The organism is Streptomyces sp. JH34 (genome assembly GCF_029428875.1).
Lineage (GTDB): Bacteria > Actinomycetota > Actinomycetes > Streptomycetales > Streptomycetaceae > Streptomyces.
In genome coordinates, this window is record NZ_JAJSOO010000001.1 from 4,273,350 (window position 1) to 4,286,938 (window position 13,589).

A 13,589-nucleotide genomic window follows, 5' to 3' on the forward strand; every position below is an offset into this window, starting at 1 on the left:
GGCGCACTCGTTTCCGGTCAGCTTTCGCCGTCGGACCCCGACGTGGCCGCCTGAGCTGCCTGAGCCGCCGCGCTCCCGGGGCGCTTCCGTGCGACCCAGCCCTCGATATTCCGCTGCTGGCCCCGGGCCACGGCCAGTGAACCGGACGGCACGTCCTTGGTGATGACCGAACCCGCGGCGGTGTAGACGCCGTCCCCGACCGTGACAGGCGCCACAAACATATTGTCCGACCCGGTCCGGCAGTGGGACCCGATCGTCGTGTGGTGCTTGGCCACCCCGTCGTAGTTCACGAACACGCTCGCGGCACCGATGTTGGTGTGGTCGCCGATGGTCGCGTCCCCGACATAACTCAGGTGCGGCACCTTCGTGCCCTCGCCGATCGTCGCGTTCTTCATCTCGACGTACGTACCCGCCTTGGACTTCGCGCCCATGCGCGTACCGGGCCGCAGATAGGCGAACGGGCCGACCGTCGCCCCCGGGCCCACCTCGGCGCCGTCCGAGACCGTGTTGTCCACCCGCGCGCCCGCGTGGACGACGGTGTCCTTCAGCCGCGAGTTCGGGCCCACCTCGGCGTCCTCCGCGAGGTGCGTCGACCCCAGCAGCTGCGTACCCGGGTGCACGATCGCGTCGCGTTCGTACGTCACCGTCACGTCGATCAGCGTGGACGCCGGGTCCACGACGGTCACGCCCGCCAGCATCGCGCGCTCCAGGAGGCGCTCGTTGAGCAGCCGCCTGGCCTCGGCCAGCTGGAGCCGGTTGTTGATGCCGAGGATCTCGCGGTGGTCGCCGGCCACCGACGCCCCCACGCGGTGCCCGGCCTCACGCAGGATCGACAGCACGTCCGTGAGGTACTCCTCGCCCTGGCTGTTGTCCGTGCGCACCTTGCCGAGCGCGTCGCTCAGCAGGCGGCCGTCGAAGGCGAAGACACCGGAGTTGATCTCCCGGATCGCGCGCTGCGCGTCGGTGGCGTCCTTGTGCTCGACGATCCCGGTGACCGCCCCGGTGGCCGCGTCGCGGACGATCCGGCCGTAGCCGGTCGAGTCCGGCACCTCGGCGGTCAGCACGGTGACGGCGTTCGCGTCGGCGGCGTGGGTCGCGGCGAGCGCGGAGAGGGTCTCGCCGGAGAGCAGCGGGGTGTCGCCGCACACGACGACGACGGTGCCCTCGACGGTGCCGCCGAGCTCCTCCAGGCCCATCCGGACCGCGTGGCCGGTGCCGTTCTGCTCGGCCTGGAAGGCGGTGCGCACCGAGGTCTCCCCGGCGGCCAGGTGCGCGGTGACCTGCTCGCCGGCGTGGCCGACGACCACGACGAGGTGCTGGGGGTCGAGCTCGCGGGAGGCGGCGACGACATGTCCGACGAGCGAACGCCCGGAGATCTCGTGCAGGACCTTGGGTGTCTTCGACTTCATGCGGGTGCCCTCACCCGCTGCGAGGACGACGACGGCTGCCGGGCTTGTGGCGCTCACGGATGTGCCCTTCGGCTTCGGGTGGTGGACACCCGCAGGATACCGGGGGCGTATATGCCCGAAACGAGCGCGGGCCCCGACCGGTGAGGTCGGGGCCCGCACATGAAGCTCCCCCACCAGGACTTGAACCCGGACAAATAGCACCAAAAGCTACTGTGCTGCCAATTACACCATGGGGGACCAAAGCGGACATTTTTCAGTCTGCTCGATTGACACCCAACACTATGCCGTACCAAGCGCCTTCCATGCGACGGTAGAGCTCTGCACTCTTGGGCACGTAGATGACCGGACGCGGACGGCGTCGTCCGGAATGCGGACGTCCGGGTCGAAAGGGCGCTCGGTTCGACGGATCGTGCGATCTGCCTCGTTCTGTGGCGCGACCGGTCACTTTCCGTGCTGACGGAGTCTCCGGAAAAAGAGATGCGGCCGCCCGTAGGCTGGATGCCATGACCGCAACGGGGGCAGACCGGGAAGCGGCGGGTCCGACCACCCGCGGCCACTGGTGGTGGGAGCGGCGGCGCAGTGTCGCCCTGGACGTGGGGCTGGCGCTGGTTTCGGCGCTGGAGTGTGCGCTGGAGGGGGTGGAGTTCGCCGGGGACACCGGGCTGCCGGTGCCGCTGGCGGTTCTCTTCGGGCTGTTCGCGGGGTCCGTGCTGGTGCTGCGCAGGCGCTGGCCGATCGCGGTGGTGCTGGTGTCGATAGCGACGACGCCGGCCGAGATGGGCTTCCTGATGGGGATCGTAGGGCTGTACACCCTGGCGGCCTCGGAGGTGCCGCGCAGGATCACGGTGGTCCTGACGGGGATGACGCTCGTCGGCACGTTCATCGTGTCGTACGTGCGGCTGCGGCAGAGCGTGGACGCCGATGTGGATTTCGGGCCGGGTGTCTGGTATGTCCCGGTGGTGTCGCTGTTCATGTCGCTGGGGCTGACGGCGCCCTCGGTGCTGTTCGGTCTGTACATCGGGGCGCGGCGCAGGCTGATGGAGAGCCTGAGGGAGCGTGCGGACTCGCTGGAGCGGGAGCTGTCGCTGCTGGCGGACCGGGCGGAGGAGCGGGCGGAGTGGGCGCGTACGGAGGAGCGGACGCGGATCGCCCGGGAGATGCATGACGTGGTGGCGCACCGGGTGAGTCTGATGGTGGTGCACGCGGCGGCGTTGCAGGCGGTGGCTCCGAAGGATCCGGTGAAGGCGGTGCGTAACGCGGCGTTGGTCGGGGACATGGGGCGGCAGGCGTTGACGGAGTTGCGGGAGATGCTCGGGGTGTTGCGGAGCGGGGACGCGTCGGTGGTTCCGCAGGCGGGGCGGGTGCCGTTGGCTTCGGTGGGGCGGGTGGCCGCTGTGGCCGCCGTGGTGGTGGAGGACGGTCCGCGGCTGTGCGAGGTGGATGCGCTGGTGGCGCAGTCGCGTGAGGCGGGGATGACGGTGGAGCTGTCGGTGGAGGGGGAGCTGCGTCCGTATGCGCCGGAGGTGGAGCAGACGGCGTACCGGGTGGTGCAGGAGGCGTTGACGAACGTGCACAAGCATGCGGCGGGTGCGAAGACGTGGGTGCGGCTCGCGCATCGGGGTGCCGAGGTGGCGATGCAGGTGGAGAACGGTCCTACGGACGGTGTGACGGCGGATGCGGGGCTGCCGAGCGGGGGCAACGGTCTGGTGGGGATGCGGGAGCGGGTGCTGGGGCTCGGGGGTGTGTTCGTGTCGGGGCCGACGGACGCGGGGGGTTTCCGGGTGTCGGCGGTGCTGCCGGACGCCGGGGAGGCGTGAGGGTGCTCGGCCGGCCGGGCGCCGGGGTGGCGTGCCGGAGCCTCAGCCGGAGGTGAGGCGTGCGGGCTGGACGCCGGTCATGAGGGTTTCCAGGGCGCGGTCGATGTCGGAGCCGAGGTACCAGTCGCCGGTGTGGTCGATGGAGTAGACGCGGCCTTCGCTGTCGATGGCGAGGACCGCCTGTCCGTCGCCCTCTTCGCCGAGGGGTGCGACCTCGGTCTCGAGTGCGCGTCCGAGGTCGCCGAGGGTGCGTGCCAGGTGGAGTCCGCTGAGCGGGTCGACGCGCAGGGTGGCGGTGGCGATCTGCCGGCCGGGCGCGGTGGAGGTGATGCGGAGGCCGCCGAATTCGGCCCAGGCTTCGACGGCCGCGGGGAAGACGGCGTGCTGGTGTCCGGCGGGGGAGGCGTGGGAGCGCAGGGCGTCCGCCCATTCCTCGGCCTGGCGGATGTCCCAGCGGCCGGGTTGCCATCCGGCGTCGCGGAGTGCGGCTTCGACGGCGGCGGGGAATCGGGTGGTGGAGGTGCGGCTCTGCTGGCCGGGTACGTCGGTCCGGTCGTGCATGGCGGTGGGTTCAGCCCTTCTCGGCGGTGGTCGCCGCACTCGTGGTGAGGTCGACGGGGCGTACGCCGAAGTGGGCGAGCATCACCGTGCAGGAGCGGCAGGGGGGTGCGTAGCTGCCGTGGAGGGGGTCGCCGTCCTCGCGGATGCGGCGGGCGGTGAGGCGCGCGTGTTTGAGTGCGCGGCGGGCTTCTCCGTTGGTGAGGGGTTTGCGCTGGGCCCGTTTGGATCGGCTGTCGTCGGCGGCGGTGAGCTGGCGTGACAGGAGTATGGCTTCGGGGCAGCGTCCGGTGAAGCGTTCGCGCTGGTTGCTGGTGAGGGTGTCGAGGAAGTCCTGTACGAGTGGGTGGAGGACGGGTGGCTGGTCGCCCTTGCCCGCGGTGCAGGTGAGTGTCTCCCCGCGTACGGACAGGGCTGCGGCCACCGCGGGCAGGATGCCGTCGCGGCGGTGCTGGAGGTGGGGTGCGCGGTTGGGCTCGGTGGTGCTCCAACTGAGACGCGGGTCTCCGGATGTGACTGTTTGTGCTGAGTGCATGGTGCTGTCGTCCCTCCCTGCAATCCCCCGAGTTGCGGGGGACAGCCTGCCAAATATGCAGGGTGGTGGGGAAGCTGGGTGGGTGAAACGTGTCTGCGTGTCGCGGGGCGGGGGTCCGGTTGTGGCGTGTCCGTCACGCGGTGGTGACGTTCGGTGAGTGGGGGTGCGGGGGCGGGGGGCCTTGTTGCGCCACCGCATAGGCTGTGCGGAACACCAGACGCAGCAGGGGGCAACCGCCATGACGACAGGTCGGCTCGGGCAGCAATCCGCGCCACCGAATGCGGCCTATGCCGGGCAGGTCGTGCATTTCCCGGATCCTGTCCGGGCGTCCCGCCACCCGAGAGGTGTGCGCGTGGACGGGAACGGCCATCCGGTGCTTTCGCCGTACGCGCGCGCGGCCGCGGAGATCGCGGATCCTCCTCCGGGTTTCGGTATCGACGAGTTGCGGCTGACGGACTACGTGTCGGCGAACGCGGCGCTGGCGGCGAGTGGTCATGAGCTGTGGGACACGATCCCCGCGGTGGCGACCCCGCACGGCTGGACGTGGCATCACGTGGCGGGTGGCCGGCGGATGGAGCTGGTGCCCGTCGAGGTGAAGGCGCTGCTGCGTCATCACGGTGGGCTGGCGACGACCGCGGTGGATCAGGACCGCCGGGGCACGCGGCCGCTGCAGGAGACCCGGCCGGCTCATTTCCGGTTGCCGAAGGCTGCGGTGGCGGTGGGTGAGCAGCAGATCCTGGGGGTCGAGGAGGATCTGGGGTATCGGCTTCCGGGTGCGTACCGGTCGTTCCTGAAGGCTGCCGGTGGTTCGGCTCCGGTGGGTGCTGCGCTGGACGCGGAGCTGGGTCTGCTGGTGGACCAGCCGTTCTTCACGGTGCGTGAGGAAGCGGCGATGAATGACCTGGTGTACGTCAACAAGTGTCTGCGGGACCATTTCACGAAGGACTTCCTGGGCGTGGGTTTCGTCCAGGGCGGCATCGTCGCGGTGAAGGTGCGCGGCGAGGGTCTGGGGTCGGTGTGGTTCTGTGCGTACGACGACGCGCGGGACCAGGACGGCTGGGGTGTGCAGGAGCGGGTGGACCGGCTGCTGCTGCCGTGCGGTGAGGACTTCGACGCGTTCCTCCAGCGTCTCGCGGGTAATCCGCCGGAGCTGGAGACGGTGGCGAACCTGATGGTGGACGGTGGCTTCGCGCGTGCCGTCCCGGTGGAGGGGTGAGCGCGGTGGTGACGTTCGCGCAGGCGCAGGAGCGGGCGGATGAGTGGGTCAACGGTGACGTGCCCGCGTATCAGCACCGTGAGGTCCGGGTCCGTGAGTTCGAGCTGGGTTTCGTGGTGTGGGCCGAGGACCGTGCGGAGGGCCCTGTTTCGGACGGGGGCCGTCAGCGGCTGGTGATCGCCCGGGACAGTGGTGAGGCCACGTTGTGGCCCGGGCTGCCGGTGGGTGAGGTGATACGGCGTTACGAGGAGGATTACGGGGCGTCGGGGGATGTGCAGCCGGCTCCGGAGGCGCCGCAGCGTATCGATCTGAATCAGACGTCGTTCCTGTTGACTCCGCCGGAGTGGCTGCAGGAGGCGGCGGACAAGCTGGGCATTCCGGACCGGCGTGCGGGGGCGGACGCGGAGGGGCCTTCCGCTCCGGGGCCTGTCGCTGATTCCGGTCCCGCGTCTTCCGCTCCGTCCGTTCCCGCGCCCGCGCGGGACGGTTCGGGTGCGCTGTGGCCGGCTGCGGGTGAGCAGGTGGAGCACGAGCCGACGGCGAACGACGGGGTGCCGGCCGGGGCTACGCCGTGGGCGGGTACGGACACGAACGGGGGTTCGGACGACGGTGCGGTGCCGCTGCCCGCCACGGTGTTCGCGCCGCCGCTGTCCGGGTCGGACGACGACGGCGCCCCGCCGCCGGTGGTCCCGGCGGAGGCGCCCACGGCACTGATGTCGGGTGGCAGTCAGCTGCCGCCGACGGCGGTCGTTCCCGGGCTGGATCCGCAGGCGCCGCCGCCGGGGTCCGCGGTTCCCGCTCCTCCCGGCGTCCCGGCTCCTCCCGGTTCCCCGGTTCCCGGCGCCCCTGGTGCCGGTGCGAGGGACATCGCGGACGCGGCGACGAGCAAGGCGACGGTGCAGCCGCGTGGTGCGCGGGGGACGGGTTCGACGACCCCGCCGCCGCCCGGTGCGCCTGGTACTCCCGGGGTGCGTCCCGGGGCGACTCCGCCGCCTTCGGGGCCGGGTGCGCCCGGCGCGCCGGCGGGTGGTTACGTGCCGACGCAGCTCGTCTCGCAGCTCGGTCCTCCGGGCGCGCAGCCCTCGGGTGCGCCGCAGCCGCCCGCGCCTCCTGGTCCTCCCGGGCCGCCCGGTGCGACGCCGCCTCCGGGGGGCGGGATGCATCATGCCGCGACGATGTTCGCGGACGCGAGTATCGGCGGGCCGAACGCACCGCGTCCGCCGGGGCCGCCCGGTCCGCCTGCTCCTCCCGGGCCTCCCGGTGCTCCGGGTGCCGCGGGTGTGGCGCCGCCGCCTCCGGGGTCCACGCCTCCTCCGGGGCCGCCTGCTCCGCCCGGACCTCCCGGGCCTCCTGGACCTCCTGGGCCTCCTGGGCCTCCTCCGGGTGCGACGCCGCCTCCGGGTGGCGGGGTGCACCATGCCGCGACGATGCTGGCGGGTCCGGGCCAGGTCGGTCCGGGGGCGCCGCAGCCTCCCGGTCCTCCCGGGGCGCCGGGGGGGCAGGGTCCGCACACTCCGCCGCCTCCGGGCGCGTACGGCTATCCGCAGCGGCCGGCGGGGCAGCCGACGGTCGGTCCGGGGTATCAGGCCGTGCTGCGTTTCCGCGCGGCCGACGGCAGTGAGCAGCAGCTGATCCGGCGTTCGGCGCCGGGTACTCCGCATCCGGAGTGGCAGATGCTGCATGAGCTGCGGGCGATGGGTGTGCCGCCGCAGCAGGTCATCGAGCTGCACACGGAACTGGAGTCGTGTGAGCTGCCCGGTGGTTACTGTGCGCGGATGATCAGGGAGACCTGGCCGCAGGTCCGGATCACGAGTGTGGCGCCGTACGGTACGGATCATGCGAGCCGGCAGCAGGGGATGCAGCATCTGCTGACGCATCAGGGTGAGTTGCACCAGGTGGCGGACGGTCCGGCGCGGCCTGCCCCGGTGCGGGCTCCGTTGCCGCAGATGCCGCCTGCCGGTGCGGTGCCTCCGGAGGCGCTGGCGGAGGAGCTGCACGGGGCGTTCGGTCCGGGTGTGCTGCGTTTCGATCAGCGTGCGGTGTCCCGGCAGGGTGTGCCGGAGGTGGTGGCGCGGACGCTGATGTGGGCGGGGCTGCCCGCCGATTTCGGGCCGTTCTTCTGGGCGCAGCCGGGTCATCCGGTGGTGCCGACGCTGGCGGAGCTGGCGGCGCAGCGGCAGGTGCAGCCGGCGTCGGACGCGGGTTCGTACCTGGTGATGGGTTCGGACTTCGGCCGGGCGATCTGTGTGCAGTACGGGACGGCGAACATCGTGGCCGTTCCGGTGGAGGCGGGCCCGGGTGGTCAGCCGGTGCCGCCGCAGTTCGTGAACACGGGGCTGCCGGAGTTCGTGCGGTCGATGGCGTTGCTGGGCCGGATGTGGCGGCTGCGGTTCGGGCTGAATCCGGAGCAGGCGGGCCGTTGGACGGTCGATTTCCAGGCGCAGCTGGTGGCGATCGATCCGGCGGCGCTGGCGTCTCCGGATGGCTGGTGGTCGGTGCTGCTGGAGCAGATGTGGGACGGGCTGCTGTGATGCGGTCCGGTCCCGTCTGATCCGTGGTGTGCGAGAGGCGCTCGTCCCTTGGTGGGGGCGGGCGCCTTTTGTGCGCGGTCCTGTGATGCGGGTCGCTTCCGTCCTGAATGCGGCTGATCGATTCAGACTTCCGGGCCAATTACCGCATCCTTGACGTATTGCTTCATGGTCGGGGAGTCGGAGAGCGGGAAAGAGGGCTTCAGGGATGAGTGGTGGACCGGTGTCCGCGTACGGGTTCGTGGGTGTGCGGGGGCGTGGTTACCGCCCTGAGCAGGTGGACCGGGTGGTGGCCTCGCTGTCGGCGGAGCGGGACGGGGCCCTGGAGCGGATCGCGCGGCTGACCGGGCTGGCGGAGGAGCTGGCGGCGGAGTCGGCGCGGCTGGGTGAGGTGGTGGCTTCGCTGCCGCCGCAGACGTATCAGTCGCTGGGTGAGCGGGCGCAGCAGATCCTGGCTCTGGCGGAGGCCGAGGCGGAGGCGGCGCGGAGTGCGGCGCTGGAGGACGCGCAGGAGCTGGGTGACGCGGCGGACGTGGCGGGCCGGGAGGTCCGTGAGGCGGCGCGTGAGTTGGCGGGGGCCGTGCGGGACGCGGCGGACGTCCGGGCGGAGGAGGCGCTGGCGGCGGCCCGGGACGCGGCCGCGGCGTCGGTGGAGGACGCGCGCCGGGAGGCGGGTGAGGTGCGTGGTGTCGCGGATGCGGAGATGGCGGAGACGCGTCGCCGTACGGCGAGTGTGCTGGCGCATCAGGAGCAGGAGCATGCCGAGCGTGGCAAGGCGGCTGATGCGGAGATCGCCGCGGCGGACGCGGCGATGGTGGAGCGTGAGAGGGAACTGACGGACCGCGGGGAGGCGTTGCTCGCGCGGGCGCGGCGCGAGCTCGCCGATGCGGAGGAGGCGGCCCGGCACGGTCAGGAGGACGCGGAGGCGCGTGCGGCGGAGCTGGTGTCGGGGGCCAGGACGGCGGAGGAGCGCGTGGTGCGGGAGACGGAGCGGGTCCTGCGGGAGCACGAGGAGGGCCGCGAGGAGGTGCAGGCGCACATGGCGCACGTGCGCAGTTCGCTGGCGGCGCTGACGGGACGGGTGACCACGGGCCCGGCGGAGTAGCCCGTCAGCCGCGCGTCCGCTCCGGGGCCCCGTCCGGGTCAGCCGTCGGCGGCCCGGTCGGTCCGGGTGTCCGGGCCGGGTGCGAGGGAGAACACCTGGTCGAGCCCGGTGACGCGGAGTACGCGCAGGACGGGTCCGGGTACGGCGAGCAGCGTGATGTCGGCCTGGTGCGCGGTGGCGTGGTTGCGGGCGACGATGAAGGCGGTGATGCCGCTGGAGTCGCAGAAGCTGAGGTGTGCGAGGTCGAGTACGAGTCGTTGGCCGGGTTCGAGGGCGAGGCTCGTCACGAGGCGGCGGAGTTCGGGGGCGGAGCCGTAGTCGAGTTCTCCCGCGATGCGCAGCAGGGGTCCGGTCTCTGTGTGCTGGACGGTCGTCGTCAGTGGGTTCATGAGGTGCCACTCGCAGGGATGGGATCGGTCGCGGGTATGCCGAGGGCGAGGAGGGCGGTGTCGTCGTCCAGTCCGTCGCCGAAGCTGTTGAGCAGGCCGGTCACCGCCTTGACGACCTCGCGGGGTCCGGTGCCGGTGAGGTGTGCCACGAAGTCACGCAGGGCGTCGTCGCCGAAGAGTTCGCGCTCCTCGCCGGTCCGGGCCTCGGTGAGCCCGTCCGTGTAGAGGAGGAGGGTGTCCCCTGCTTCCAGCACGGTCCTGGCGGAGGTGAAGGGGGCTGACGGCATGATGCCGATGAGGAGTCCGCCGGGGGTGGGGAGGTACTCCGCGTCGCCGTCCCGGCGCAGGACGAGTGCCGGGGGGTGGCCGCCGGAGGCGAGTTCGACGGTGACGGTGTCTCCGTCGGGTTCGAGGACGCCGAAGACGGCGGTGCAGTAGCGGGGGTCGCCTGTGGTGTACCGCTCGTGCAGGACGGTGTTGAGGGTGGTGAGCGCTGCCACGGGGTCCGGGTCGTGGAGGGCCGCGGCCCGCAGGGTGTAGCGGGTCAGCGAGGTCACTGCGGCGGCCTGGGGGCCTTTGCCGCAGACGTCGCCGAGGAAGAAGGCCCAGCGTTTGCCGTCCAGGGGGAAGAGGTCGTAGAAGTCTCCGCCCAGACGGTCGGGTGAGGCGGTGTGGTAGTGCGAGGCGGCTTCCATGCCCGGTACGTGGGGGAGTTGCGCGGGCAGCAGGCTGCTCTGCAGCACCGCGAGGGCTTCCTGCAGCCGTTCGCGGTCCTCCTCGGCCCGTCGGCGGGCCTCTTCGGCGACCTGGCGTTCGCGGAGCAGTTCCTGCTCGTAGGCGCGACGCTCGCCGGCGTCGAACACCGTCGTGCGGATCAGGAGGGGGCGGCCGTCGTGGCCGGTCTTCGTCAGGGAGCTGATGAGCACGGGGAGCCGGCCGCCGTCGGCCTGCCGGATGTCCAGGGCGATGCCGTTGACGCTTCCCTGCATGCGCAGGAGGGGTGCGAAGTGGGTGTCGTGGTAGATCCTGCCGCCGACGGTCAGGAGGTCGGTGAAGCGCATGCGGCCCACGACCTCGTCGCGGGACCGGCCGAGCCAGGTGAGCAGCGTGGTGTTGATCTTCGCGACGGTCCCGTCCATGAGGGTGGACAGGTAGCCGCAGGGGGCGGACTCGTAGAGTTCCTCCGCGCTGTCCTCCAGCAGGGAGGTGAAGGCGGTGGTCTCCTCGCCCTCCGGCCCGGTGCGGCACGTCACGACCGGTTCCTCACGAAGTCGGTGATGGCGGCCACGGTCGCCTCGGGGGCGCTGAGCTGGGGGCAGTGGCCGGTCGCGTCCAGGGTGACGAGCCGGCTGCCCGGGATCGCGGCGTGGACGTACGCGCCCACTTCCCGGGGGGCGATGACGTCCTGCGAGCATTCCAGGACCAGCGTGGGGACGCTCACCGTCTTCAGGTGGTCGCGGCTGTCGGACAGGAAGGTGGTCCTGGCGAAGACGCGGGCGATGGCGGGGTCGGTGGCGCAGAAGCTGTTGGTCAGTTCCTCGCCGAGTTCCGGGCGGTCCGGGTTGCCCATGATGACGGGCGCCATGGCGGCTGACCAGCCGAGGTAGTTGGACTCGAGGGATGCCAGAAGTTCGTCGATGTCCTCGGCGCTGAAGCCGCCGCGGTAGCCCGGGGTGTCGATGTAGCGGGGGGACGGGCCGACCATGATCAGCGAGTCGAAGCGGTCGGGTGCCGCCGCTGCCGCCAGGACGCCGGCCATGGCGCTGACCGAGTGCCCGACGAAGCGGACGTCGCGCAGGTCCAGCGCCTCGCAGACCTCCACCACGTCGCGGGCGTAGCCGTCCAGTGTGGAGTAGCGGGTCTCGCTCCACGCCGTGAGGTCGGAGTTGCCCGATCCCACGTAGTCGAACCGGACGACGCGGTGATCCCGGGCCAGTGCCGGTTCCACCAGTCGCCACATGTTCTGGTCACAGCCGAATCCGTGCGCCAGGAGGAGGACCGGTGCGCCGTGGGGGCCCGTCACCGTGACGTTGTTCCTGCTGACTATGTCCATGGAGGCATCCTCGCATTTCGTGGCGTCCCTCGATTTCCGTGTCCGTGTCGGCCGGCGGGCTCCCGCCGGGTCGGCGGCCGCGTCCGGCGGCAAGTGACCGCGAGGATCCGGGGTTCGACGGTGTGGTACCGGCGGTGCACTCGTCCTGCCTAGTCCTTGGGTGACACGGGGGCGCTCTCGTGCTCCTTCAGGACCGGGAAGCGGCGCGGGGCGAGCGTGAGGAGCACCAGCAGGGCGAGGGCGGCGGCGGCCGCGGCGCCGGTGAACACGTGGTCGACGGCCGTGTCGACGGCCCTGCGCAGGTGGTCCGTCGCGGCGGCGGAGAGCGCCGAGGGGTCCTCGAGGGCGTGCGAGACCGCGTCCAGGTCGCCGGGGAGTCCGGGGACGGGGGCGTCGGCCGGCCGGGAGGCGAGTACCCCGTTGGCGACGGCGCCGAAGAGCGCGGCGCCCAGGCTCTGGCCGACCTGGCGGCAGAAGAGGACGGAGGCGGTGGTCGTGCCCCGCTCGGTCCAGCCGACCGTCGACTGGACGCCGACGATCAGCGGGAGCTGGAAGAGGCCCAGCGTCGCGCCGAGCAGCAGCATGAGCAGGGCGGGCTGCCAGGCGGCGCCGGGGTAGGGCAGCAGCGGGAAGCAGAGCAGGACCAGCAGGGCCCCGGACATGCCGATGACGGCGGTGCTGCGGAAGCCGATGCGGTTGTAGACCCGGTCGGAGAGGGCGGCGGAGACGGGCCAGCTCAGGGTCATCACGGACAGCACGAACCCGGCCGCGATCGGGCCGAGTCCGAGGACGGACTGGGCGTAGGTCGGCAGGAACACGGTCGGCGCGACCATGAGCAGCCCCATCGCGCCGAGGGCGAGGTTGACCGAGGCGATGGTGCGGCGCTGCCAGACCCAGCCGGGGATCACGGGTTCGGCGGCTCGGCGCTCGATGGCGACGGTCAGGGCGGCCGTCGCGGCAGCGGCCCCCAGCAGTCCGAGCGAGGGGGCGGAGAGCCAGGGCCAGGCGACACCGCCCTGGACGAGGGCGGTCAGCAGGAGCGCGCCGGTCGCGAAGACGGCGAGGGCGCCCGCCCAGTCGACCCGGGGACGGGTGGCGGGGCGTGACCGTGCGGGTTCGTGGAGGTGACGGACCACCAGCCAGAGGGCCACGGCGCCGACCGGCAGGTTGATCAGGAAGATCCAGCGCCAGTCGGCGTACGCGGCGAGGAGCCCGCCCACCGCGGGTCCGGCCACGGCCGAGGTCGCCCACACGGTGGACAGCTTCGCCTGGATCTTCGGCCGCTCCTTGAGCGGGTACAGATCGGCGGCGATGGTCTGGACCGTGCCCTGGAGGGCGCCGCCGCCGAGGCCCTGTACGACGCGGAAGGCGATGAGCGCCGCCATGTTCCACGCGGCCGCGCAGAGCAGGGAGCCGGCCAGGAAGAGGATGATCCCGGCGATCAGGACGGGTTTGCGGCCGAAGGTGTCGGAGAGCTTCCCGTACACCGGCAGGGTGACGGTCACGGCGAGCAGGTAGCCGGAGAACAGCCAGGAGAAGACGGAGAATCCGCCGAGGTCGCCGACGATCTGCGGGACGGCGGTCGCGACGATGGTGCCGTCGATGGCGGCGAGGCCCATGCCGAGCATGAGTGCCGCGGCGACCGGGCGGCGGCTGCGGGCCGTGTCCGGTGTCCCGTCCGGGGCGGCCGCGCCGTGCACCGCTCCCGGGCTGTCCGTGTCGCCGATGCCGTCCGTGCCGCCCACAGGGGTTCCTTCCCTATGCATCTATTTCCTGGGGGTCACTGTCTCACCGCCCGTGGCCTCGCGGGAGTCGCGTGCCGAAGCGTGAGACCCCTACACGGGCCTCGCTCCAGGGGCTCGGACCCCTAGGGGGAGCTACGGACCAGGGCCCAGGGACCGTTCCTCCCGCCGGAGGACGAGAGACGGGGGCCCCGTTCCTTAGCGTGTTCCTACATCGCGGATGTGGCCGGCCACAGG

The 13,589-nt window shown here is 72.0% G+C and carries 11 protein-coding genes and 1 tRNA gene; 4 read left to right on the forward strand and 8 right to left on the reverse strand.

Translation table 11 applies throughout. From position 1 onward, the window contains the following. Nucleotides 1-17: 17 nt before the first annotated feature. Complete coding sequence (glmU, locus tag LWJ43_RS19135; RefSeq protein ID WP_277333452.1) at nucleotides 18-1,466, reverse strand: bifunctional UDP-N-acetylglucosamine diphosphorylase/glucosamine-1-phosphate N-acetyltransferase GlmU; 1,449 nt, start codon at nucleotides 1,464-1,466, stop codon at nucleotides 18-20. A 108-nt stretch (nucleotides 1,467-1,574) separates the two neighbouring features. Beyond that, nucleotides 1,575-1,646, reverse strand: a tRNA-Gln gene (locus tag LWJ43_RS19140). A 266-nt stretch (nucleotides 1,647-1,912) separates the two neighbouring features. Here LWJ43_RS19140 and LWJ43_RS19145 point away from each other — a divergent pair. Next, complete coding sequence (locus LWJ43_RS19145; protein ID WP_277333453.1) at nucleotides 1,913-3,226, forward strand: sensor histidine kinase; 1,314 nt, start codon at nucleotides 1,913-1,915, stop codon at nucleotides 3,224-3,226. 42 nt (nucleotides 3,227-3,268) lie between these two features. Here the strand turns inward: LWJ43_RS19145 and LWJ43_RS19150 are convergent, their stop codons facing one another. Further along, a complete protein-coding gene (locus LWJ43_RS19150) occupies nucleotides 3,269-3,787 on the reverse strand; it encodes an SUKH-3 domain-containing protein (protein ID WP_277333454.1) in 519 nt (172 codons plus the stop codon). A gap of 10 nt (nucleotides 3,788-3,797) precedes the next feature. Then, nucleotides 3,798-4,319, reverse strand: coding sequence for a YwqJ-related putative deaminase (locus tag LWJ43_RS19155; protein ID WP_277333455.1), 522 nt, complete (start codon nucleotides 4,317-4,319; stop codon nucleotides 3,798-3,800). 238 nt (nucleotides 4,320-4,557) lie between these two features. On the opposite strand from LWJ43_RS19155, the gene LWJ43_RS19160 reads away from it, so the two are divergent. The 3 genes from LWJ43_RS19160 to LWJ43_RS19170 all read left to right on the forward strand — a co-directional run bounded on the left by LWJ43_RS19160 (nucleotide 4,558) and on the right by LWJ43_RS19170 (nucleotide 9,168). Further along, nucleotides 4,558-5,535, forward strand: coding sequence for an SMI1/KNR4 family protein (locus LWJ43_RS19160; protein ID WP_277335933.1), 978 nt, complete (start codon nucleotides 4,558-4,560; stop codon nucleotides 5,533-5,535). Continuing rightward, nucleotides 5,532-8,066 (forward strand): SUKH-4 family immunity protein, encoded by a 2,535-nt coding sequence (locus LWJ43_RS19165; protein ID WP_277333456.1) that lies wholly within the window; start codon nucleotides 5,532-5,534, stop codon nucleotides 8,064-8,066. The genes LWJ43_RS19160 and LWJ43_RS19165 overlap by 4 nt, the downstream gene beginning before the upstream one ends. Nucleotides 8,067-8,271: 205 nt before the next feature. Beyond that, nucleotides 8,272-9,168, forward strand: a complete 897-nt coding sequence (locus LWJ43_RS19170; protein WP_277333457.1) for a cellulose-binding protein — start codon at nucleotides 8,272-8,274, stop codon at nucleotides 9,166-9,168. A 38-nt stretch (nucleotides 9,169-9,206) separates the two neighbouring features. Here the strand turns inward: LWJ43_RS19170 and LWJ43_RS19175 are convergent, their stop codons facing one another. The 4 genes from LWJ43_RS19175 to LWJ43_RS19190 all read right to left on the reverse strand — a co-directional run bounded on the left by LWJ43_RS19175 (nucleotide 9,207) and on the right by LWJ43_RS19190 (nucleotide 13,355). Further along, complete coding sequence (locus LWJ43_RS19175) at nucleotides 9,207-9,557, reverse strand: STAS domain-containing protein (protein ID WP_277333458.1); 351 nt, start codon at nucleotides 9,555-9,557, stop codon at nucleotides 9,207-9,209. After that, complete coding sequence (locus LWJ43_RS19180; protein WP_277333459.1) at nucleotides 9,554-10,810, reverse strand: PP2C family protein-serine/threonine phosphatase; 1,257 nt, start codon at nucleotides 10,808-10,810, stop codon at nucleotides 9,554-9,556. The genes LWJ43_RS19175 and LWJ43_RS19180 overlap by 4 nt, the downstream gene beginning before the upstream one ends. Beyond that, nucleotides 10,807-11,610: an alpha/beta fold hydrolase gene (locus tag LWJ43_RS19185; RefSeq protein ID WP_277333460.1), complete on the reverse strand. Its 804-nt coding sequence runs from the start codon at nucleotides 11,608-11,610 to the stop codon at nucleotides 10,807-10,809. Before LWJ43_RS19185 ends, LWJ43_RS19180 begins: the two co-directional genes overlap by 4 nt. Nucleotides 11,611-11,759: 149 nt before the next feature. Then, nucleotides 11,760-13,355 (reverse strand): MFS transporter, encoded by a 1,596-nt coding sequence (locus LWJ43_RS19190; RefSeq protein WP_277333461.1) that lies wholly within the window; start codon nucleotides 13,353-13,355, stop codon nucleotides 11,760-11,762. Nucleotides 13,356-13,589: the final 234 nt, after the last annotated feature.

Bases quoted from the DNA above. Each gene is read 5' to 3' on its own strand.
- LWJ43_RS19145 (WP_277333453.1), top strand. From the start codon at position 1,913: ATGACCGCAACGGGGGCAGACCGGGAAGCGGCGGGTCCGACCACCCGC.
- LWJ43_RS19150 (WP_277333454.1), bottom strand. From the start codon at position 3,787: ATGCACGACCGGACCGACGTACCCGGCCAGCAGAGCCGCACCTCCACC.
- LWJ43_RS19155 (WP_277333455.1), bottom strand. From the start codon at position 4,319: ATGCACTCAGCACAAACAGTCACATCCGGAGACCCGCGTCTCAGTTGG.
- LWJ43_RS19160 (WP_277335933.1), top strand. From the start codon at position 4,558: ATGACGACAGGTCGGCTCGGGCAGCAATCCGCGCCACCGAATGCGGCC.
- LWJ43_RS19170 (WP_277333457.1), top strand. From the start codon at position 8,272: ATGAGTGGTGGACCGGTGTCCGCGTACGGGTTCGTGGGTGTGCGGGGG.
- LWJ43_RS19175 (WP_277333458.1), bottom strand. From the start codon at position 9,557: ATGAACCCACTGACGACGACCGTCCAGCACACAGAGACCGGACCCCTG.
- LWJ43_RS19185 (WP_277333460.1), bottom strand. From the start codon at position 11,610: ATGGACATAGTCAGCAGGAACAACGTCACGGTGACGGGCCCCCACGGC.